16 protein-coding genes and 1 tRNA gene are annotated in these 21,266 nt (G+C 67.0%); 7 read left to right on the forward strand and 10 right to left on the reverse strand.

What is annotated here, in order from left to right:
* Positions 1-10 precede the first annotated feature (10 nt).
* From OG552_RS15275 to OG552_RS15285, 3 genes are all read left to right on the forward strand, one after another.
* A complete protein-coding gene (locus OG552_RS15275) occupies positions 11-739 on the forward strand; it encodes an SDR family oxidoreductase (protein ID WP_329133212.1) in 729 nt (242 codons plus the stop codon).
* 275 nt (positions 740-1,014) lie between these two features.
* A complete protein-coding gene (locus OG552_RS15280) occupies positions 1,015-1,410 on the forward strand; it encodes a hypothetical protein (protein ID WP_329133214.1) in 396 nt (131 codons plus the stop codon).
* 1,120 nt (positions 1,411-2,530) lie between these two features.
* Positions 2,531-3,910: a Druantia anti-phage system protein DruA gene (locus OG552_RS15285; RefSeq protein WP_329133216.1), complete on the forward strand. Its 1,380-nt coding sequence runs from the start codon at positions 2,531-2,533 to the stop codon at positions 3,908-3,910.
* 7 nt (positions 3,911-3,917) lie between these two features.
* Here the strand turns inward: OG552_RS15285 and OG552_RS15290 are convergent, their stop codons facing one another.
* From OG552_RS15290 to OG552_RS15320, 7 genes are all read right to left on the reverse strand, one after another.
* Positions 3,918-5,630: an ATP-binding protein gene (locus tag OG552_RS15290; RefSeq protein ID WP_329133217.1), complete on the reverse strand. Its 1,713-nt coding sequence runs from the start codon at positions 5,628-5,630 to the stop codon at positions 3,918-3,920.
* Between the two features lie 122 nt (positions 5,631-5,752).
* Positions 5,753-6,898, reverse strand: coding sequence for a DNA double-strand break repair nuclease NurA (locus tag OG552_RS15295; RefSeq protein WP_329133218.1), 1,146 nt, complete (start codon positions 6,896-6,898; stop codon positions 5,753-5,755).
* Between the two features lie 71 nt (positions 6,899-6,969).
* The gene (locus OG552_RS15300; protein ID WP_329133220.1) at positions 6,970-8,202 is read right to left on the reverse strand and encodes a helix-turn-helix domain-containing protein; all 1,233 of its coding nucleotides are present in this window, start codon (positions 8,200-8,202) and stop codon (positions 6,970-6,972) included.
* A gap of 29 nt (positions 8,203-8,231) precedes the next feature.
* A complete protein-coding gene (locus tag OG552_RS15305; RefSeq protein ID WP_329133223.1) occupies positions 8,232-8,561 on the reverse strand; it encodes a type II toxin-antitoxin system RelE/ParE family toxin in 330 nt (109 codons plus the stop codon).
* Between the two features lie 231 nt (positions 8,562-8,792).
* A complete protein-coding gene (locus tag OG552_RS15310; RefSeq protein ID WP_329133225.1) occupies positions 8,793-9,098 on the reverse strand; it encodes a MazG-like family protein in 306 nt (101 codons plus the stop codon).
* A gap of 80 nt (positions 9,099-9,178) precedes the next feature.
* A complete protein-coding gene (locus tag OG552_RS15315; protein WP_329133226.1) occupies positions 9,179-9,679 on the reverse strand; it encodes a hypothetical protein in 501 nt (166 codons plus the stop codon).
* Positions 9,676-9,849 carry a hypothetical protein gene (locus tag OG552_RS15320; protein WP_329133228.1) on the reverse strand — a complete coding sequence of 58 codons (174 nt, stop codon included), beginning with the start codon at positions 9,847-9,849 and terminating at the stop codon, positions 9,676-9,678. The genes OG552_RS15315 and OG552_RS15320 overlap by 4 nt, the downstream gene beginning before the upstream one ends.
* Positions 9,850-10,011: 162 nt before the next feature.
* Between OG552_RS15320 and OG552_RS15325 the strand changes: the two genes are divergently transcribed.
* The 4 genes from OG552_RS15325 (at position 10,012) to OG552_RS15340 (ending at position 15,933) form a co-directional block, all read left to right on the forward strand.
* A complete protein-coding gene (locus tag OG552_RS15325) occupies positions 10,012-11,940 on the forward strand; it encodes a hypothetical protein (protein WP_329133230.1) in 1,929 nt (642 codons plus the stop codon).
* Between the two features lie 198 nt (positions 11,941-12,138).
* Complete coding sequence (locus tag OG552_RS15330; RefSeq protein ID WP_329133232.1) at positions 12,139-12,912, forward strand: hypothetical protein; 774 nt, start codon at positions 12,139-12,141, stop codon at positions 12,910-12,912.
* Between the two features lie 149 nt (positions 12,913-13,061).
* On the forward strand, positions 13,062-14,489 hold the full coding sequence (locus tag OG552_RS15335; protein WP_329133234.1) for an IS1380 family transposase: 1,428 nt from the start codon (positions 13,062-13,064) through the stop codon (positions 14,487-14,489).
* Between the two features lie 634 nt (positions 14,490-15,123).
* Positions 15,124-15,933 (forward strand): transposase family protein, encoded by an 810-nt coding sequence (locus OG552_RS15340; RefSeq protein ID WP_329133236.1) that lies wholly within the window; start codon positions 15,124-15,126, stop codon positions 15,931-15,933.
* A 17-nt stretch (positions 15,934-15,950) separates the two neighbouring features.
* Here OG552_RS15340 and OG552_RS15345 read toward each other — a convergent pair whose 3' ends face one another.
* The 3 genes from OG552_RS15345 to OG552_RS15355 all read right to left on the reverse strand — a co-directional run bounded on the left by OG552_RS15345 (position 15,951) and on the right by OG552_RS15355 (position 21,189).
* Entirely contained in the window at positions 15,951-18,884 is a 2,934-nt protein-coding gene (locus OG552_RS15345; protein ID WP_329133238.1) for a KAP family P-loop NTPase fold protein, read from the reverse strand.
* A 386-nt stretch (positions 18,885-19,270) separates the two neighbouring features.
* Positions 19,271-19,347 (reverse strand) — tRNA-Thr (locus OG552_RS15350).
* A gap of 255 nt (positions 19,348-19,602) precedes the next feature.
* A complete protein-coding gene (locus OG552_RS15355; RefSeq protein WP_329133240.1) occupies positions 19,603-21,189 on the reverse strand; it encodes an alpha/beta hydrolase in 1,587 nt (528 codons plus the stop codon).
* Between the last annotated feature and the right edge of the window lie 77 nt (positions 21,190-21,266).

Here is a 21,266-nt window from a genome sequence, read left to right on the forward strand (position 1 = left end):
CGTACCGGGCATGGACATCAACAACTCAGTTGCCCTTGTCACCGGAGCCAACCGCGGCCTGGGCCGCGCCTTCGCCCAGCGCCTGCTCGAACGGGGTGCCCGCAAGGTCTACGCGACGGCTCGCCGGCCCGAGACCGTGGATCTGCCCGGGGTCGACGTGCTGCCCCTCGACATCACCGATCCCGCATCCGTGAGGGCCGCGGGCGAGGCCGCCCCGGACGTCTCGCTGCTCATCAACAACGCGGGGATCCAGACGGGGACCGATCTGGTGAACGGTTCGCTGGACGCGGTACGGCACGAGCTGGAGACCAACATGTTCGGCCACTTGGCAATGATCCGGGAGTTCGCGCCGGCGCTCGCCAGGAACGGCGGGGGCGCGATCGTCAACGTCCTCTCCGCCATGTCGTGGTTCGGAGGCAAGGGGGCCAATGCCTACCACCTGACCAAGGCCGCCGCCTGGGCCATGACCAACGGCGTCCGCCTGGAACTCGCCGAGCAGGGCACGCTCGTGACGGCGGTGCACCTCGGCCTGGCCGACACCGACATGGCCGCGGGCTGGCCGGTGGCCAAGATCGCACCGTCGGACCTGGCCGACGCGGCACTCGACGGTGTCGAGGCGGGCTCCGCCGAGGTCCTCGCCGACCAGTGGAGCCGGGACGTCAAGGCCCGGCTGCCGCTGACGCCGGAAGAATTCAACGACGCGATGGACCGCGCGCTGGCGGCGCTGACGACGGCGTGAGGGGCCCACTCGGGCCGCACTGACTTCGGCCGACTGCCTCTGAGCTCAGTCAGTCAATACTCCGCCCGCAGTTGTGGATCTCCATGTTGTGGCCTCGCGTCGGCGGAAGCGGGCAGTCGCGGGCGCGGGCCTGGTGTCGACGACTCCGTAGGGACCCGTGCAGGCCATGGTCGCGTCGGCCGTTCGGGGATCAGGCCGACGACGACCCAGTCGGCGCGGGCCTTTCGCGCCGACGCCCACGGACAGTTGCCGCCAGCCGCGTCGCGGAGATAGGGGTGGCGGACCTGAAAGGGTTCACCTTCAACTTCCTGGCCGGGAAGGGCCTCCCGTCCGGGGTGAAGGACGTCAGCCAACGGCCCCGGCCCGTCCCGGCGCCGTGCCGGCCGCTCTATGACATGACCCAGTACATCGGCGGCTACCAGCCGGTCGCACGGGTCATCGAGGAAGCCCGCTCCCCGGCCCCACATCTCGGCGACCTGGCGATCTCGTACGTCATGACACAGAACCTTCCCGCAGACGACGAAGGACCAGCCGCGGCAACCCAGTTCGCCTACACCGTCATCCGGTCCGGAACGACCGTGGCCACCTTCTTCTCCATGCCGCCCCAAGCCGGCACCCCTGCGCGCATACCCCAGCAGGTCATCACAGCGCAGATCAACAAACTGGCCTGATGGCGACGCGGGAAACCCCAGTCACCCCTGAACCCACCGACGTCGCTTCAAGGCACCGCGTACAGCCGCTCCGTCCTCGGGCCCACGGTTCTCGGCAGCCGTCCTGTGCCACATTGTGCGGTCCCGCACCGGAACCCGCGCAGGAACGGCCCGTTGTCCTCCGACTGTCCCGATGCGGTCCCCTGGCGCTCCCCTGGCCGCCGACGGCCCCCGTGCCCGAACCAGCGATGCCACAGAACGCGGAGGAAAAGGAAAAACCCCAGGTCACGGCGAGTGAGTCCTGGGGTTTTCCGGAGCCGCCTGCGGGATTCGAACCCGAGACCCATGCATGACGAGGGCTGGCGGGATCGTGACATACGGTGGGTAGTCATGCCCCGAGATCCGGTTTTCGCTGCTCAGCGACTTTCGGTCTGAGGCTGGGTGCGGTGGCGGGGGCTAGATGCTGAGTCGTCCGCTCACGCAAGGCTCACGCAGACACCGCTACCGGGCAACGGAAGCAGACGGCTTCAGGACTTCGGTACAGGCGTCGAGCGTGGCTGGGTACGCGTGTCCAGCCGATGAGGCGGATCCGACGAGAATGCCTGCTGATCGCCATGGCGGTGCCGGAGGTCGCGCAGGCCGATACCCCGACGGGCGCATTCGGCAGGCACTTCCTTCTCCGGCGCTGTGGCGGACAGGGGTGACGTGGGCGGGCAGTCCAGCGGGGACGCCGTGGACGGTGAGGCCGGACAGCGGCTGCCGGGGGCCAGCCATTCGTGACAGGCAGACGTGGCCGCGCCCGCTGACACTTCGCCGCTGAACTATCTCCTCCCCAAACTGGACCATCGCGTAGCCAGGGACGCTGTTTAGATCGGACGATGTCGGGCGCTCACGGCTTTGAGTCCGACCGAGTGACTGACAGGTCCTTGGGCACTGCGACGTGACCGGATCGAGGGCGTAGGTGCCGCGCCATGGTGATCATTTGGCTGTCTTATGATGCAGCCTTCATCGCGCCGACGCGCCGGCCGACTCCGAACATTCGCCTACGTTGGCTAGTGCACACCTGTGACAGGCTTGGATGGGTCGATACTGAGCCTACGAGGGGTGGCCGGCACTATGTCGTATCCGCCATAGTAGGGCGATGACCAATGCACTCTTTGCCGTGGCCGGGGAACCGGATTCGCCTGCCGCTGTGGTGCGCCGTGCGCGTGCGGCCGTGGGTTGGAGTCAGTCTCGACTGGCTCAAGAGTCCGGAGTGCCACAGAGCTCGATCTGCAAGTACGAACGCGGTGAGCGGATTCCACGTGCGGACATACTGCTGCGCCTGTTGCGCGCTCTGGAGGCGGAGGGAGAAGGCACGGTAGACGGCCCAGAGCAGCGCGCCGCGGTGTTGCGTGAACGGGTCTTCGCGCACCTGAGGAACCAGGGCTTCCACGTCAAGGACGGGGCCGTTCTGGCACCGGTACAGGACGACAAGGACCATTTGCGGCGCCTGCACAGTGAAGCAGTCGGGGCTAGCCGGGAGCGGGCGAGGAAGGCGCTAGCGGGACACGAGGACGCGTTGGTGTCCCGTCTGGCGGCCGGGAAGGACATCGACCCGCGCAAGATCCGCCCGGCGCTGGTACACGTGGACGACTATCGCAGCCAGGACAGCGCCATGTGGCGCTGGTGTGCATTGCACTGGTCTGTTCCCGTGTCCAGCGGATACGGGCGCCGGCTGCGATTTCTCGTCGTCGATGAAGGCCACGAGGATCGAGTCATGGGGTTGATTGGGCTCGCGGACCCGGTCTTCGCGCTCAAGGCACGTGACGCGGTCATCGGCTGGTCGCCACAGCAGCGTCAGGAACGGCTGGCGTGCGTGATGGACGCCTTCGTCCTGGGCGCGGTACCGCCGTACAGCCACCTGCTAGCGGGGAAGCTTACGGCCTTGCTGACCACCAGCCGGGAGGTCCGTGACACCTTCGCTGAACGGTACGGGCACAAGACAACCCGCATCGCCGGACGTGACCCGGATGCACAATTGGCGCTGGTTACCACGGCATCCGCGCTGGGTCGTTCCTCTCTGTATAACCGGCTGCGCACGCCCGACGGCGCACTCGCGTTCAGTCCTGTCGGCTTCACCGCTGGCAGCGGTGACTTCCACTTCTCCGGGGACATCTACGAGGACCTCGCCGCGTTCGCCGCCGCCAGCACGCCAGGCGAGAAATCGCACCGGCACGCCAACTGGGGTAGTAGCGGGTCGTTCCGCAATAGGCGCGAAGTCCTCAGCCGCGCTTTCACGGGGCTTGGGCTGAACCCGAAAAAGATGCGCCTGCACGGAGTGCGGCGCCAGATCTTCCTCGCCCCACTCGCGGTCAACTTCGACCGCTGGCTCCGCGAGGAGGACCAGCAGCTTCACTGGTCCACCCGCTCCACTGCGGAGTTGGGGCGGTGGTGGCAGGAGAGGTGGGCCTTCGCCCGCGCGCAGTCCACTTCCGAATGGCGTTCCTTCGATCCCACCTCTTGGCGCCTATATACGTGACTCAGGGTCACTGACGCTGGTCGGGCAACCTCGGCACTGGCAGACCAGCGAAGAGATGCTGGTTAGCGTTCAGGAAGTCGGTGACTTCAGTGTGGACTTCCAAGAAGATGGGAGCGGAGGTGAACGACAGCGGGCTGACCGGACCGGTCAGCATGAACGGGTAGGTCTTCCGAGTCAAGGCACGTGGGTCTGCGAACGACTTGTACAACTCCAGCGCAGGCCCACGCCCGACTTCGTCGGTGAGCCGGTTCAGGTCGCTACCCGTGGTCAGCCCGTACCCGAACGCCTTGATCCGCAACTGGGTGTAGATGCCAGGGGACAGGGCAGAGACCTCCTGGGTGATGAACATCCAACCGAGCCCGTACTTGCGCGTGGTGCGTACGTACTCGGTGAGGCTGGCTGCAAGCCGGGCGGTCTGCTCGCCAGCGGGCTGCGACGAGGCGAAGCGGTGGGCTTCGTCGAACACTACACAGCAGTTAATGGGGCGCTCCGTCCCGTGCCACCGCTCCTCGGCCACCCGGCGCAGGTTGCTCGCGATGTCCTTGATAAGCCGGGCCTTCGTCTCCGGGTCATCAAGCCAGGTCAGCCCTGACCGCGCCGACAGATCGATGATCACGTACGGGGCAGCTTGTCCACCGCTGCGCCCGTCCACGACGTCGTGGATCAGCCGCTCTAGCTTGATGCGGGGACGACCTGCGAGATTAGTGGGCGCGAAGAGATTGTGAACGGGCCTGAAAATGCTGGCGAGTTGTTGGAATTCCGACGGGCTGGTGAGGATCCGGTCGAGGGTGCCGATGACGCGGTCCCGCGGGCCTTTGGAGTTGTAGACGCGGGTGAGGGCGGGCACGTCGCCTTGCAGGGAGGTCAGCAGTGCGCGCAACACCTCATCGGGTTGGCGATCATCCCAGTTGGCTGCATTGTGGAGGAGTCGCACGAACTCGTCCAGCGCCGCCTCCCGGTTGGCGGCGTGTTTGATCGTGAGCTGGTGGAAAAACCTCGCCCCGTCGAGGAGTTCGACGAATGTCGTGGCCCACGGCGGCAACCGCACGTCCTCGGCGATCGACAGGCCCCGGACCTCCCGGCCCAGATTCCGTGCCCAGGCCTTCAAGTCGAAGGGAAAACCATTCTGGGAAGAGAACTGGCCCTGGGGATCGAACGCCAGAACACCAAGGGACAGGTGCCGCATCTGTGCGGCGAGCCAGTACACCGCGAGCGCAGTCTTCCCGGAACCATTGCGTCCGAACACCCCCACATGGAAAGCGCCGTCGGTCTGGTCACCAGCGAAGTCACGCACGTAGAGGGGCAGTTGCACGCTGGAGCGATAGATGCGCCCAAGGTAAACCACCTCGGGCGCATGGCTGGAAATGAGTGCTCCCACGGTTTCGTCGTCGACGCGACGGACTGGCATGCCAGTGCTGGGACTCATGCCCAAGGCACCACTTGACTCGTGAGGCGACGTTTGAAATGGAGGGTGCGGACTGTCGGTTTCGTAGACAGCCTGGATCACAACCTTCGCGGTGCGTGTATCGCCGACCGTGGAAAGGTGGGGCAGGCGGCCGTGCATCTTGACGACGCCGCGCATGTTCAAGTCCTCATGCCACCGGTTGCGCGTCTCGATCTCGGCGACAGTCCCCACAGCCAGTAGATGACGCCGAGGCTCCAACTGATGAGTGAGGGCTACCAGGTCGCCCAGCAACGTGGTCGCGGAGGCATCCTCCAAGATGTCGACGGTAACCTCGCTGGTCGTGCTGGGGGAGCCGACCGTGCCAATGATTTGCCCCGACAGGGTCTGGGCGGCTTGGCCTGTGGCGGGCGGCGGAATCGAGGGGCCAGGCACGGGTCTCACTTGCCTTCCGTGCGGTAGGAGTGGACGACGGACTGAGCCAACTGTGGAGACTGGCGGGTTAGGTGCAACTGGGCGGCGTTCTGGAGTGCCTTGATGCCCAGCCCCACGGACTTTGCCATTACGTCGGCGAGATACTGCGGGTAGGGCTCCTGTACGAATGGCGTCGTCAGCTGGAATGCGATGCTGGCAAGGAGATCGTTCACACGGTCCGAGTCCTCAGCGCGACCGGGTTTGACCTCAATCCGGTAGGCGGTGGACGAGTCTGTGGGGCGGAAGTAGATGACGTAGAGCTCGCGGGACTGGAGCGGCTCCAGCGCCTCGTGGAGCTTGTTCGCCAGAGCCTTCTCCTCGTCAGTGGCGTCGTCATGGTGCTTGATGTGCAGCTGGCGCCAAGGGTCGGCAGGAACGCGCTCGGGGACGACGTATTCGCCTCCGTTCAGGATGAGGGAGGTCAAGTACCTGTCGTCGCCGGGTATCGGCTTACCAACTTCATCTGCCAAGGCCTCGCAGATAGTGCGAGACGAGTTGTACTTCGGCATGGCGATGATCCTGGATTCGCTGGTGAAGGCAGCGAATGCGTCGACCAGGGAATGTTGGTTGGCAAGCTCGAGAACCCGGGAGCGAACGTCCGAGCTGCGGGAGGCCAGGGCAGAGTTGAGCTGGATGACTGGGGTCAGATGACTGCCGTCGAAGATCCGCAACTCGTGCGGCGTGTCCGCGATCACGTCCAACTCCTGGATCACCATGCCGGCTCGGGCCAAGCGCTCGTTGTGCACGTCGTGCACGAGTACGTGCTGGGCGAAGGAGTGCTGGTTGTCGTCCCACTGCCAACCGCGCCCCTCGGGCGCGAAGCCCTCGACGCCAACGGCGACCGACAACGCGATGTCAACGGCCACGGTGCGTTCGACAGCGAACCCGCCATCGACGGCTGCCAGCGTGAGCGGCCGGCCGCCCTGCCATTGCTCGATGAGGCCCAAGTCCAGTGCCGCCTCGCGAAGCTGGTCGCGCATCTCTAGGGCAGGGCCAAGAAGATTTTCGACCGTATCCGCCACAGCGGGTGCCGCCGACAGCAGGTCAGCCAGCAAGTCCTCCGGAAGCCGTGCGTAGTCCTCTTCCGAGGGCCCCCCGCCGTACGTGTTCATGATCGTGCACCCCTCCTTGACCCGTTTACAGGCAGAACCTCGTCGCCTGCCATGGTGTTGCACTTTCTGATTCAACGCTGACGCGGAGCTCCGCCTCCCCGTTCTTGTTTGGTTGGCCTGGGTCGCGGGGCGGGTGCAGGGTTGCGCAACTCATCAAGACTTGGCAGCGTTCGGCGGTGATTGGCGCCGTGGGCGTGGGTCCACACGCCCCGTGCCTGGAGTTGACTCGCCACGATCGCGACGCCGACGCCGAGCTCGTCAGCCAGGTCCAACGCCTCAGTTGTACTGGAGATTTGATCAAGGCGAGTCAAACCCCTCTCGCCGAAAAGTGTATCCAGAGCGAACTCCTGGGCCTCCCGTTCCTGTGCGATTGCCTCGTCGGTTGCAGGGGCGACCTGGGGCTGGCCATCAGGAGTGTCTGCGTCGTCCTGCTCGATGAACAGACCCTTGCGCCCGTGCAGCAGGACATGCCCAATTTCGTGGAACAACGTCACCCATAGCACGTCCTCCGTTTTGCCCCGCATGCTGAGCTGGATCAAAGCGAACGGGCCGAGCCATCGGGTAGCGCCGTAGGCGCGGGCCCCTGGGACGTCAGGGACCAGGACAACAACGACTCCGAGCGCAGCCAGCTTCTGCCTTGCCACAGAGAGAGCCTCGCCCGGCGACCTCCTCGTCAACTGAGCCAGGTCCGGCAGCAATCGATGGACGCCCGCAGAGTTGAAGGGACCAGGATTCTCCTCGCGTGCAGCGAGTTCCCCCAAGCGCAGCCAAGCAGCCAACGCTCCGGGCAGGGCCTCGTAGGCGTAGGACTGTCGGAACGCGGCAGCGGGCTTGCGCCACACCTCGTACCAGGCTGCGATGTTGGCAACTCCGAAGAACTCCAGCAGCTGCCGGACCCGACTGGCCGTGTCCATCGGATGCGCAGGGATCGCTCCTTCTGAGGCTAGTGCCGCTACCGGCAGGCTCGCTAGCCAGGGCGCCGCCTCAGGGTCCTCCGCTTGAGCCCGCTCCTGGATCAAGCGCAGTTGCTGAGTGCGGTAGTCCGCCTCAAGCCGATTCCAAAGCCGGGCAGGAACCCCCACCGCGAACTCCAGACGCTGCGAGACCTCACCGCTGAGCGGCACGACGCCTTGCAAGACCTGGTTGATGTGCTTCGGTGTCAGTCCCGTCCGGGTGGCCAGTTCGGCCTGAGTCATCCCCAGTTCCTCCAAGCGCTCCCTGAGCGTTTCACCCGGCGGTACGGCGTAGTCAGGTTCCAAAGCGCCCACGAAACCGTGGAAGCCTCCATTACTGTGCGTCATCATCGACACCTCCTCATCTCTTCCAGTCACCGCTAGTGGTAGTCGACCACATCGTCGATCACGACGGCTTCCACGGCACCCCAGTCGATCGGGGGGGCGATCACATCACCGCTTGCGTCCAGAGGGCGCATGATCAACCGATACGGGCCATCCAGGTTGACCGCGATCGCCCCTTTGCGGTCGCCGGTCAACTCATGCGGATGCCCACCCAACTCGCGCAGTTCGGCCAGGCTCTCGGCCACACGCAGATGCTGCAGTCGCAATTGCAGGCGGCGAGCACGCACAGGGCCGAACGCCCGGACCATCGCCTTGTCCGTGGCGCAGGTGTCGCGAAGTCGCGCATTGGCGAAGTCCACCCTCATACCCCCGAGCGTAGCAGAGTATTACCTAGTAGGTAATGAACCACCTAGGGAAAGACTTTCCGCAAGGGTTGCTACGTCACAAGAGGGGCAAGGTGGCCCCGCGCAGGGGCGTCGGCGTGTAAGCGGCGGCCCAAGCCTGCACGACGAGGAACATAGGCGGCGGGCTGGGAACCGCCCAATCCAGCAGACGGATCGCCCTGATCTCTCTGCGAGCCGTTACGAGATGCGTGGTTAGCCTTCGCTGATCCTGATCGGCGCTCCATGCTCGTTGCGCTCGTACACACGGCGGGTGTTCCTGTCGATCTTGTTGGCCACCTCGTCGTTGAGGTCGATGCCGTTCATCTCGGCCAGGGCCACCAGGTACAGGAAGACGTCGGCCAGCTCCTCGCCGAAGTCGGGCAGGCCCTTGCGCCAGGCGGTGAAGGCTTCGCCGATCTCGGCGGTCAGGAGGCCGAACTCTAGGGGCACATCGGTGGTGTTGAAGCCCTTGGCGGTCTTGTTCTCCCCGGCGAGCTTCTGGGCGGACCGGATGTCCATGGCTCCTCCGACGAGTGGGGCAGCAGGTCGGTCGCAGCCTAGCGAGGTGAGGAGCGCGCCAGAGGAGGGGCCAGGGAAGTTCACTCTGCAGGAGGGATATCCAGCGTGCTGGTGTCGATCGTCAGCACAGGCGCGTAGTCCGCCAAAGCGTCGAAGACACGTCGGTGGGCCGTGATCAGAGCCGTGACGTCGTCCAGGCTGATGGCCTCGCCGTCGCGGGCGAGGAGCCGTTGGTGGACGACGGCCGGCGGGGCGGTGAGGTGGACGAGCAGGCCATCTCGGGCGATGACGGTTTCGGCGAGGTCGATCGCCTCGCTCCACGTGATGCGTGAGCGGCCCCGGGTGAGAGGGCCGTAGACCAGTTCGCTGAGGAAGCAGCGGTCGAACAGGAGGTGGCCCTCCCCGGCCAGGATCGCGCGGTACCGGCCGGCGAGATCGAGGTGGTCGGGGATTCGCGGGGAGTGCACGACCGTGAAGCCGTAGTCGGCGGACAGGTGTCGGGCCAGGGTGGTCTTCCCGACGCCGTCGCACCCTTCGAGGACCAGGGTCCGGTGGCCTGCGGCGATCTGTTCGACGCTCATGCGGACAGCCAGGCGGTGACGGCCTCCGCGGTGTCGAGCCGGGCCTGCACGGCGTACTGGATCATGAGGTTCCGCCAGTTCGGCTCACGGCCCGTGGCGTGTGTGAAACCGGGTCGACAGGCGTAGGCGGCAGTGGGCGTACCGGCGGCGCGCGCTGCGCCGATCAGCACTGCGCCTCCGGGTGGGGTTTCCGGTCCGGAGACATCGACAAGGAGGCGCCTCGCCCCGATAGCGGCCGTCAGGTCTGCCAGAGCAGCCGAGCCGGGGTCGGGCGCGGCAAAGCGCTGCGGCCCGACTATGCGGTGCCCGACTGAGACGCACGCCTGGACGAGATGATCGACACCCTGATGGTCGAAAGCTGGCTGGTCACCCGGAGCGGTCCGTACGACTCCACGGTGCACGAAGTGCTCTACAACTCCGAGCCCGGAGGCCCGCACGCCCTGAACGGCGGCAGCACCGCCCCACTTCTGGCCGCCATCAACGCCCGCCTGGACCAGATCGGCCTACCGCCACGGGCACCTTCCTCCAGGCTTGAACCCTTCAACGCGGCAGACGCCGTTCTCCACCGCGCCGGCTTCGTCTCCGAAGTGACCCACCGTGGACGCTTCCACCACCTGCCCGCCGGAATGACCGACCCGGTCGAACAGCGCCACACGGTGACCCGGACCGTCGACATGCTGGGCGCCGAGGGCTTCGCCTACGCCGTCGATGCCGACCTGCTCGACCACAGCCTCCTGGTCCGTACCGATAACGGGCTGAGCCTCGGCGACCGTCTCGACCATCTCACCCAGTCCCTGTCCCGGGCCGGTCACACCAGCCAGGCGGTCGCGGTGCTCAGCGAGCTGACCGCGCCCGGTGACGGCGTCCTGGACCGGCTTACCGAAGTCCTCGACGCCACGGCCGACTGGTGGGAAGGACTCGGCGAGACAGCCGATCCCCTCTACGCCACCAGCCTTCGCCGCATCAACAGGCAGATGGGCGTCTCCACCCAGGAGATTTACAACCTGCGCAACACCCTGGCCGACCGGCACGCCGAGCACCCCCTACGGGCCCGATCCGGCCCGATCACCTCCCAGGAGCCCCGCGTCGCTGCCGCGCTGGCATTCTCACCGCCCGGCGAACGCATCCCGCGCCGACGCCCTCGGCCCCGGCCTCCGCTGCACCGCCGACTGAGCGGCCCTCGTCCGCCCCCGGCCGCTGACCGGAGAACCTCCCGGATGCCCGCCTTGACCGGGACCAGCAGAACCCTGTCGCTTTTGCCGCCTGCTCCCGCACCCTGTTCCGAACGGATTGCCATGCCTGCTCACGCCACCCGCTACGACGCCCAGCTCATCGAGCGCTTCGGCAGCATCGACGCCTTCCGCGCCCGGCGCCACTCGCCCGACCCCGCAGAGTGGGGCCCCGCCCTTGACTACGTCCGGCTCGCCGAGACCGAGACGGAACTGGTGCAGTTGCGCTCCCGCGTGTGGATGCTCACCGCCCCCGGCAGTTACCCCGATACCGGGCTCGCCGCCAAGCTCGACGTGGTAATCGACGACATGTACGTGCTGATCGCACTGCGCGAGGACACCGCCCTCACCCTTGAAATGCAGCTCGGCCTCACCGCACCCCCGACCGAACACGGCAAGATGTTCGACCCCCACTGGCACCTGACTCCCGCGCCGGGAACCATTCGCACCACGGAAAAAGCCCCTCCCCCGATTGATGACGATGCCGAATCCGGCACACACACGCCGCCCGCCAGGACTGTGCTCACCGCTTTCGACGCCCGCGTCGAAGCACTCGCCGGCGATCTTGACCAGCTCCGGGCGCTCGCGGACCAGCCGCAAGCCGATCCCGCCCTGCGCGAGTTGAACAGCAGTCACCTCGGGCTGATCGACGCAGAGACCGTCTGCCTCTTCCATCGCGTGCGCATCAACACGCTGGCCGACGGCCGCTGGTATGTCGACGGCCCGTTGGTGAGCACCATCGACGAGGCCCTCACCGCTCTGGAAGCTGGCATCACGACCCGGGACGACCACGCCCGCGATCTGGAACAGCGCCTGGACTGGCTGGAGGCAGACGCCACCCGCGACCCCGCTCGTGCCGCCGGCTTGATGTTCGCCGCGTCCGCGACGGCCGTACCGGTCGAGTCCGGTGATCGCCACGCCGCGGCTCAGGCGGTATCCCCCGCCGCACAACGCCATGGCACACCCACAGTCACCCCGGCCGAGACTCCGGCCCCGCCGAACGCTGCTCCCGCGTCCGTGCACCACCGCTGAATCGGCCGTCCGCACCCGGGAACCAACGGGGCCAGCACCCGCGAGATCCGCGCCGCCAGCGGGCCCACGACGAACCACCCCGCGCCACCCATCCGGCCCTGACCGCAACCCGCCCTGGAGAACCGATGTACCCGACCCGCAGATCCGCCCACGCCACCACGTTCTCCCCCGCTACCGTCCTTCCCGAACGGATCCGCCATGCCCACTCCCGACCATCCCCTTCCCGACATCACGGTCGGCCACCACCCCGACTTCGGCATTGTCGCCTCCAACCCCAAGCGCCTCGCCGCCGGCGCCTGGATGCTCCGCGGCCTTGACTTCCACCCCGTCCCCGGCCACCGCGACCTGTACGCGCTCAGCGACCAGGAACGCGACGGCCTGGGCCGTGCCACCCGGGCCGTCGCCCTGCTCCGCAAGGCCAGGTACCACGTCGACGCCGACGCGGCCCTCGACCCTTCACTTGCCAACTCCGCCACCCCCGACCGCCCGGCTCGTGTGGCGCCGGTCCGTATCGCGCCGGACGTCGCCTTCGCCGAACACCCCCAGCTCGGCATAGTCGCCGCCACCACCGACGGCGTCCACCTCGCCAAGCAACTGCTCAGCGAGCAGGGCTGGCAGCGTCACCCGCGCCTGGACATCTACACGCTGCCGCCCGCCACGGGCCGGGCAGACGGGCTCGCCGCGGTCGCCCGGACGACGCTAGCGATAAACCGCGCGGACCTGCAGGTCGCCGTCCAGCCCGATCTCGCCCGGGACGTCACCGCGCGCCGCTCGCCCGCACCGGCCAGGTCGGCGCCCCGGGAGCGCAGTCCGGACACCGCCGCGCGCAGGTTCCCCGCCCTGAATGCCGCCGCGCTCGCCGCCAGCCCCGCCCGTGCCGGCCTGCCCGCCACGCCCCCGGTCCCCGCACCCGCCTCCGCTCCGGCCTCCCGACCGGTGGACCCGCGCGTGGCGTTCTCCCGCACCCGCTGACCTCATGAATTCAGCTGCGACGGCGATCTGACGCAACAACAGGAGAAGGGTGCCTCCCACCTGCGATGATCTGATTGCTGAGATCAAAACCGTCGCAGAGAAGAGGCACCCAACAGGTGCAGGCTATCGAATGAGATCACCGGCTTGCCGTGCGGGCCGACGGCAAGAACCTGATCGGCCACGCGGGAGTGGTGCTGCTGCGGAAGGTCGTCGACCGCGTCGGCCTGGCCACCGCGCTGAGTGCGGCGTTGCCGAAGGGTACTGGGCCGGGTTGGCGGGACCGCGGTGTGGCGCTGGTCCAGCTGGCCTGCGCGATCGTGCTCGGCGCGACGAACATCCTTCAGGCCGAGCATCTGCAGTACCACTGGCGTGCGCTGTTCCCCCGCCCGGTCTCGGACAGCACCCTGCGCCGCGCCTTGGAGGCGATCGACGGCCCGGTCCTGGCCCGGGTGGAACGCGTCCGCGCCGCGATACGCCACGTGGTGTGGACGCTGCTGGCCCTGCGCCCCGGCGGCTTCCCCTGGATCTCGGTGTGCGGCCGGGAGCTGACCGGCTGGTACGTCCTGGACCTGGACGCGACCATCGTGACCTGCACCAGCGCCAAGGAAGGGGCGGAGGGTACCTTCAAGGGCAGCTTCGGGCACATGCCGCTGGGGGCGTGGGTGGCCAACACCCGTGAGTGCGTCGCCATGCTGCTGCGGCCCGGCAACGCGCCGCCCAACGATGTCGCTGACCACAAGACGGTCCTGGCCGCCGCGTTGCGGCAGCTCCCGCTGCCGCTGTGGTCGAAACTGCTGATCCGGATCGACGGCGCGGCCTTCAGCCACGAGATCCTCGACCATCTCCAGAGTCTGACCACCAGCCGGCGCCGGGTGCGCTGGGTGACCGGCTGGGCCATCAACGCCACCGACGAGCAGGCCATCGCGCTGCTGCCCGATAAGGTATGGACGGCCGCACTGCGGCAGGACGGCGAGGTCCACAAGATCAAGGGACCCGACGGCGACATGGTCTCCTACCAGGTCGCCGAGCTGACCGGGATCCGTGACCTGACCGGCTGGCCGACCGGGATGCGGCTGATCGTGCGCCGGGTCAAGCCCTCACGCCGGGACGCGAAGAAGCTGACCGCCTTCGAGAAACGCACCGGCTGGCGCTACCAGATCACTGCCACGAACATCCCCGCCCACCAGGGGTTGTCCAGCGTGCCGGGCTCCGGGCAGGTGTGGTTCGTCGACGCCCTCTACCGCGATCACGCCGAGGTCGAGGACCGCGTCAAAGCGATCAAACGGGTCGGCCTCGGGCTGCTGCCCTCGAAGTCCTGGCAGTTCAACGCCGCCTGGGTACTGGCCGCCACGATCGCCGCCGACCTCGACGCCTGGACCCGGCTCCTCCTCCCGCACGACGAGCCCGAACTCGCCGCCGCCGAGCCGGAGACGATCCGCATGAAGCTGTACCACCTGCCCGCCCGACTCACCTCCCACGTCCGCAGGCGCACCCTCCACCTGGACCGGACCTGGCCCTGGGCGACAGCCTTCACCACCGCCTGGCAGCGAGCCCATCAGCTTCCGGCCCTCAGCTGACGGCCGGCCACCACCCCGACAAGGACCAGGAAGGAGCAGACCAGCAGGATTCCGGCCCCGTGGAAGCCGGCGCACCCGCGGCGTCACGCGAAGGCCCCCCGCACCGACCAGCGGGACAAACAGGGCAAGCCGTCGAACCAGCCAGACCGATCAGGCCACAGACGAATCGAGGGTGGCACATGGTGCGATTCACGAGAAACCTACCAGGATCTGCTCCACGCTAGATCCGATCCGAAATGGCTCCGCCGCGTCATGCCCCAACACTACAGCCAGCTCTGAATTTGACCGCGTATAGCATCGGGCTGCGTCCCCTCTATGCTTTGGCCGCCGCCGCACGGGGCCGAAGTCCTTGCCGTCCGATTGTGAAAAATCCCGCAGCCCAGTTCGGGCTAGCGATTTTCTCTGCACTGCAGGAACCTTCCAGCATCCGGCACGGTTCGGTATCTAGAATTCTTATGCTCTACGGAAGCACTGTTCAGTGAGGTTTTCTCAGCGAAATGATCTTCGCGAAACGTTGTGAACCGCTCGCCCCTGGACGTATCGGGCGGACTCATCCTGGTTGTAGGCAGACGTAAAGCCCCTGGTAGGACAGGTCTCACCACAAGATCTCGTCCGAACCACCAGAGGCTTCACGTTGGTCACCCATGTTGCCACGCTCGATGTCCCACGCCACGTCGTGGACCACCTTTCACGACTGCTGGCCGCCCACCGCCGACGATTGCGCACTCCGCGGGGCTCACGGGCCCTGGGCCCGTTCCGCCAGGCCGTGCTGGTCCTGCGCTGGTTCCGCGAGCAGGCGTGCGTGCACTGCCTGGCCCGCGACGCCGGCATCTCCCAGGCCACCGGCTACCGCTACCTCCACGAAGGCATCGACGTCCTCGCCGACCGGGCCCCCGAGTTGCACGACGTCCTCAACCGCTGCCGACGGGAAGGAATGACACACGTCATCCTCGACGGCACCCTCATCGGATCCGACCGCCTGGCCGGCGTCCGCGAGAACGGCAACGACCTCTGGTTCAGCCAGAAGCACAAGGCGTTCGGCGGCAACGTGCAGTTCCTGTCCTCCCCGGACGGCACCCCGCTGTGGGTCTCCGACGTCGAGCCCGGCTCCACCCCGGACATCACCGCCGCCCGCATCCACGCCCTGCCTGCCCTCTACAAGGCCGCCGCCAACGGCCTACCGACACTCGCGGACAAGGGCTACATCGGCGCCGGCATCGGCATCCACGTCCCGGTCCGCCGCCCCGAGGGCAAGTCCGAAAAAGCCTTCCACGCCGACACCCGCACCACGAACACCCTGATCAGAGACCTGCGCGCTCTCGGCGAACGCGCTGCCGCCGAACTCAAGGAACGCTGGCGCACGCTCAAGCACGTCTCCCTCAGCCCCAGCCGGATCGGCGATATCGCCCGCGCCGCACTCGTCCTCAACGGAATCTGGAAATGATCTTCGCTGAGAAAACCTCAGTGAGGCGCGGTGCGAAGCAGCTGGTTGAGCGATGGGGCGAAGTTCCGCCGTCCCGTCCATTGGAGGCTGCGTTTGATGAGTTCGATGGCGAGTTGCGCCTCGGGACTTGGGGCGGTGGTTGCGAACTGGAATGGTGGCTGATGAGGCGGCAGGAGTGGAAGGCGATAGTACAAGGGGATGTCGTTCCGGGCGCGGCGGCTTGGGCCGTAGGCATCCATATCGATGAGCTGCCCAAGATCCGCCGAGCTGGCGAGGTACAGCAGGCCCTCACCTGTCTCCGGTTGAAAAGGCAGGAGTTCAGTGGCAGCGAGTTTCATCGCTCGATGGAGCTGCAGGGTGTCGATAAGCAGGTCCCGTAGTTCCTCCAGAGTCAGGCGCCGTTCATCGTTCGGGAGCCGCAGGACAAGGTCGAGCATGGCTGTGATCCCGGGCTCCCTCGGGGCGTCACCCCGTGGCGTGGCGCGGCCGGTCTCCAGTTGCAGGGTCATGGAGAACCCAGGGGTGGCATCGTCCGAAGAGGCAAAGAGGAGCTTTGCAGCCTCACGGCCTGCTCCTCCCTCCTCCGTCCAGTCAGAGAAACTGCTCAGCTGCCACGGTGGCGTGCCGAGGAGTTGGATGAGTGTCCCGCGGAGGCCAACCCGGTCGGCGACGCTTCTCAGGATCTTGATGCGGGTCTGATCTGTGGCCGTGGAGGTGGCTGCGCCTGGGCCGTTGGTCAGTTGGCGGGGGAGGACCACGGCGCTTCGGATTACGAATGTCAGGGCCTCTCGCTCCGGCTGGGCGAGATGGTGCGGAGAGTAGTTGAGGAACTGTGAAGGCGCCTCGGTGGTGGGCTCGAAGACACCTGCTGGCGTTGGCGGCTCTTGCGTGTCAAGAGTCCGGAAGGCCGCGAGGAAAGCCAAGACCGGGAAATCGGAGGAGTCGATTGGGAGCGTGGGTTGCCCGTCAACGTTCTGGGGCAGGCCGGCCAGGGTGGCTTCGGCCGCTGGGAAATGTTGGCGTACCAGGTCCAGCCAGACCTCGGCGGGTAGGAGCCCCACGAGTTGCTGGTAGCCAGTGCGGGTGAGCGCGCTGATGTAGGAGGCCCGGTGATTTAAGAATAGGGCGAGAAGGTGCTGTAGGAGGTTCTTATCGGCCTGTATGGCCGCTTTAAGGTGCTGCCGGGCACGCTCGGGCTCGTGGCGCAAGCACAGCATGTAGGCCAGGAGGCCGGTCTGGCCTCCCGGGGCGATCAGTTGATCTGGTGGCAGGGCGAGCACCCGCTCGACGAACTGTTTCCCGAGTCGCTGAGTTTCCTCGAAACCGAGCGGCGGCTGACCTTCCTCTGGGTCATGATGCGGAGCTTCGAGCCAGGCGAACACGGCAGCCGCCAGATGGACGGGGGCATCGTTCAAGAGGTCCTGCGCTGCCTCAAGGCGAGCGGCTGCGGGTTCGACTGCCGCCAGCAGTCGTCTGATCAGGCCGCCTGCGCGGTACAGCACTTCCGCAGTGGCGGCTCCGAGGGAGTCAGCCAGGGCCTGGGGAAGGCGCAAGACAGCGTCGGGCGGGATGTGGAGAGCGCTCTCGACAAGTTTTTCGACGACCAGTCCCGGGTGGTGATTGTTCAGCAGGTCTCGTAGCAGGGCGGCGTTGCGTGGTGGGGCCGCCTGGATGACAGCCGTGATCTCGCTGTCGAGGACGTCGCCCGAAGGCAGCCCATAGGCGAAGTAGCGGTCGAAGTAGCTGGGCGCGCACACGCGCCGAGCGCGGACCCATTGCTCCTGCTCATCGGCGGCGAACCGGCGGTTGCCGTAGACGGCCTGGGTCTGCGGGAAGAGGCGCTTCAGCAGTTCAAGGGCTTCCTGCCGGATGGGTTGGCAGACGTCGTCCAGTTTCTGCCGAAGATCCGTCTGCTCCTGTTCACCGATCTGACCGCTCACCAGGAGCGGCTTGTTCGCCGCAACAAAGGAATAGAGGCTGGGGAAAAAGAGCTGCAAGGATTCCATCAGGACCTGGTCGACCGGGTTAACCTCGCCCATCATGATCGGAAGAGCGAAGTCGATTTTTCCCAGCAGCCGCTTTCCCTGGCGCAGTGACGTCACACACGGCCAGACCGTCTCATCCAGCGCATCGTGCAGGCGTATGCGTTCACCTGGGTCCAGCAGAGAGATTCCATGAGAGGAAAGTACCTGTTCCAGCAGCTCACGCAGCGCCTGGGCCACTGCCGAAGGATCTGTCCTGGGGAGATAAAGCGGCGCATTGATAATCTTCTCCAGGAATTCCTGCCCTGCCCCGACTCCCCCCGAGCGGTAGCGCGCGCCTAAAGCTTCGGCAACAACATTCTGATCAAAGGCCAGGACAAAGGACAAGTTGGAAAAGTCCGCGGCTAGCTTGACCATACGGAACACTGCGGCGATCTGTGCGTTGTCCAAGCGGTCGATATCATCCATGAGCACGACAACCCGGCGCAACGACACGGGGCTACCGGAAGACCCAAAGATCTCACCCAACCGGTCGTGGAAGTCTCGCAGAGTCGGCTGCCCGAGCCCCCCGACCGTGCCGAGCAACTCGGAGACCTTTACGATGCTGTTCACACTGCTCGGCAGCGGAACGCTCCCGACGAAACCTTGCGCGCTACGCGCATGGCGGATCACCGTCTCGCGACGGCGCTCCAGCCGGACCCCGACCGCACTGGCAACCGAGTGGAGGAACTCGGCATACAGATGGGTCTCGTCTGAGTCGAACCAGGGGTTGAACTCCACCACCGTCACCTGGTCAGCCGGATACTCTCCCAGTCCCGTCCGGACGAAGTTCAAGACAGTCGTTTTGCCTTCCCCCCACTGCCCGTACAGGCCGACAACGTAACCGTGATCGCTACTCCGCTCGGCAAGTGTCCGCGCCAGCCGCAGCGCGAACTCACCGCGGCCCAAACGATCCAGGCCCGAGTCCACGAGCGGCGAATCCGAGAGCATCGATGACGCGGGGAAGGACGCGCCCGACGTGCCGGATATTGCCGTCTGCGACAGCGCAGTGTCCGGGCGCCTCCTAAACCACATACCGGGATCCTCCCACGCCAAGGTGATCCACTGGCCCCATTCACAGGAACGCACCCCCGGAGGGCAATGCCTCCGCTTGTGGATACCCGACAAGCCCCCTCAGCCCGGAAACCTCCTGAGCTACGCCGTGTTGGCCTCACCTGTGCTGCCTCACTGCAGAAATGGCCGCACCTCGGCCGCACAACGCCCTCAGCCGCCTCGACTGGCTCCCCCCGTGAAGCATTGGAAGGTCATCGAGAAGCAGAAAGCCCAGGTCAGCGGGTACCTGACCTGGGGTTTCGTGGAGCCGCCTTCGGGATTCGAACCCGAGACCTACGCATTACGAGTGCGTTGCTCTGGCCAACTGAGCTAAGGCGGCTTGCTGGGGTGCTGGCACAGCGTGGCAGCAGCAGCGGGGAAAGTCTACAGGGTTCCCGGGGGTGGTCGGGACAGCCCCGGGATCATGGGGAAGGGCTGGTCAGCGCGGTGAGGTGGGACCGCGGCGGGCGGGAGCAGGGCTCGTCGGCGGGATCATGTCGGGCGGGGGAAGGCCCCCAGTGGGACGACACCGCGCGGGGGAAGGGCCGGTCAGCGGGGTCGGGCGGGGGAAGGGCGCGGGGGCCGGGGAAAAGGGCTAGCCGCACTTCTTGTCCTTGGCCGGCACCTTGCCCTGGAGGAGATACGCGTTCACCGCCGTGTCGATGCAGCTGGACCCGCGGGCGTACGCGGTGTGGCCGTCGCCGTCGTAGGTGAGGAGGTGGCCGGAGGAGAGCTGGGAGGCCAGGGAGACGGCCCAGGCGTACGGCGTCGCGGGGTCGCGGATGGTGCCGACGACCAGGATCGGCGCCGCCCCCTTCGCCTCGATCCGCTGCGCGTGGCCGGTGGCCCGCACGGGCCAGTAGCCGCAGGTCAGGGAGGCCCACGCCAGCGACGTACCGAAGTGCGGTGACGCCTTCCTGAAGGCGGGCAGCGCGCGGGTGACGTCCGCCGGGGAGGACAGGGCCGGCGGCAGGTCGAGGCAGTTGACGGCGGCGTTGGCGTACATCAGGTTGCTGTACTTGCCCGCCGCGTCCCGTTCGAAGTAGCTGTCGGAGAGCTTCAGCAGCGGATCGCCCGAGCCCTTTTCCGCGCTGGTCAGGGCGTCGCGCAGGGAGGGCCAGTCGGACTGGTCGTACATCGCCGAGATGACCCCGATCGTGCCGAGCTCCTCGGTGAGCGGACGGGCCGAGTCCCCGGTGGACAGCGGGTGGGCGTCCAGCGACCTGAAGAAGGCGTCGAGCCGCTTGCCGGCGTCGGCCACCGAGGTGGTGCCCAGCGGGCAGGCCGCCTGCTTGACGCAGTCCGCCGCGAACGCGTCGAACGCGACCTCGAAGCCGCCGGCCTGGGCGCGGCTGCTCTCCAGCGCGTCGACGGAGGGGTCCATCGCGCCGTCCAGGACCAGCCGGCCGACGCGCTGCGGGAAGAGCCCGGCGTAGGTGGCACCGAGGAAGGTGCCGTACGACTTGCCGACGTAGGTGAGCTTCTGGTCACCGAGCAGATTCCGCAGGACGTCCATGTCGCGGGCCGAGTCGACGGTCGAGACATGGCCGAGCAGCTTCGCGGAGCGCTTCTCGCAGCCGGCCGCGAAGTTCTTGTCCGCGGTGGTGAGTTTGTTGACCTCGGCGGTGGTGTCGGGCGTGTTGTCGACCGCGGTGAACGCGTCCATCTGCTTGTCCGTCAGGCACTCGACCGGCGCGCTGCGGGCGACACCGCGCGGGTCGACGGCGACCATGTCGTACCGGGAGGTCACCTGCGCGGGGTAGCCGAGGGCCGCGTACTGGAGGTAGTCGATCGCCGAGCCGCCGGGTCCGCCGGGGTTGACCAGCAGGGAGCCGAGCTTCTTGCCGGGGCCGGCCGCCTTCTTCCGGGCGACCGCGAGCTTCAGGTCGTCGGAGGAGTCGGGGTGGTCGTAGTCGAGCGGCACCTTCATGGTGGTGCAGTCGAAGCCGGGGACGCCGCAGTCGTGCCAGCTCAACTTCTGGCCGTAGTACGGGTCCAGGTCCGCCGGGCTCCGCGTGGGCAGCGGTTTCAGCGAGGAGGAGGCGGCGGCGGCCGTGGCGGTCGGCACGGGCGACGACGCCGCGGCGTTGTGGCCCGCTCCTCCGGATGAGCATGCGGACAGCAGCAGTCCGGTCACCGCGAATGCGGTGGCCGGGATGCGGAGCAGGCGCGTGGTGGGCATCGGCGGCTCGGTCCTCCCGTCGGGTGACAGCGAGCGTATCGGCCGTGCCAGCCCGGCGGACGCGCGACCTGTCGCCT

This window comes from Streptomyces sp. NBC_01476 (assembly GCF_036227265.1).
Taxonomy (GTDB): Bacteria; Actinomycetota; Actinomycetes; order Streptomycetales; family Streptomycetaceae; genus Actinacidiphila.

Coding starts and splice junctions, on each gene's coding strand:
- OG552_RS15275 (WP_329133212.1), top strand. CDS start 11: ATGGACATCAACAACTCAGTTGCCCTTGTCACCGGAGCCAACCGCGGC.
- OG552_RS15355 (WP_329133240.1), bottom strand. CDS start 21,189: ATGCCCACCACGCGCCTGCTCCGCATCCCGGCCACCGCATTCGCGGTG.
- OG552_RS15310 (WP_329133225.1), bottom strand. CDS start 9,098: ATGGACATCCGGTCCGCCCAGAAGCTCGCCGGGGAGAACAAGACCGCC.
- OG552_RS15300 (WP_329133220.1), bottom strand. CDS start 8,202: ATGATGACGCACAGTAATGGAGGCTTCCACGGTTTCGTGGGCGCTTTG.
- OG552_RS15330 (WP_329133232.1), top strand. CDS start 12,139: ATGCCCACTCCCGACCATCCCCTTCCCGACATCACGGTCGGCCACCAC.
- OG552_RS15295 (WP_329133218.1), bottom strand. CDS start 6,898: ATGAACACGTACGGCGGGGGGCCCTCGGAAGAGGACTACGCACGGCTT.
- OG552_RS15305 (WP_329133223.1), bottom strand. CDS start 8,561: ATGAGGGTGGACTTCGCCAATGCGCGACTTCGCGACACCTGCGCCACG.
- OG552_RS15315 (WP_329133226.1), bottom strand. CDS start 9,679: ATGAGCGTCGAACAGATCGCCGCAGGCCACCGGACCCTGGTCCTCGAA.
- OG552_RS15325 (WP_329133230.1), top strand. CDS start 10,012: ATGATCGACACCCTGATGGTCGAAAGCTGGCTGGTCACCCGGAGCGGT.
- OG552_RS15285 (WP_329133216.1), top strand. CDS start 2,531: ATGACCAATGCACTCTTTGCCGTGGCCGGGGAACCGGATTCGCCTGCC.